The organism is Paraburkholderia sp. UYCP14C, from assembly GCF_004197395.1.
Classification (GTDB): domain Bacteria; phylum Pseudomonadota; class Gammaproteobacteria; order Burkholderiales; family Burkholderiaceae; genus Paraburkholderia.
On sequence record NZ_SELS01000350.1, the window covers coordinates 1 to 433 of the forward strand.

At 65.4% G+C, this 433-nt stretch carries 1 protein-coding gene; it reads left to right on the forward strand.

The window, feature by feature from the left end:
• Nucleotides 1–433, forward strand: a 433-nt coding sequence (locus EVC45_RS45185; protein WP_248295562.1) for a reverse transcriptase domain-containing protein, incomplete at both ends; no start/stop codon positions are given.

Sequence of the window (433 nt, forward strand, 5' to 3'; positions counted from 1 at the left end):
AAGGGAGCCGCTGGCGTGGACGGTCTGGACATTGACCAGACGTCGCGCCATCTGGTGACGGCGTGGCCGGCGATCCGGGAACAGTTGCTGAAGGGGACGTACCGGCCCAGTCCGGTACGGCGGGTGACGATTCCGAAACCGGAGGGCGGCGAGCGCGAGCTTGGCATCCCGACGGTGACGGACCGGCTGATCCAGCAGGCGCTGCTGCAGGTGCTGCAACCGGTTCTGGATCCTGGCTTCAGCGAGCACAGCTACGGCTTCCGGCCCGGACGGCGAGCGCACGATGCGGTGCTTGCCGCGCAGTCGTACGTACAGTCGGGCCGGCGAATCGTGGTGGATGTTGATCTGGAGAAGTTCTTCGACCGGGTCAACCACGACATCCTGATCGACCGTCTACAGAAACGTATCGGGGACGCCAGCGTGATCCGGCTGA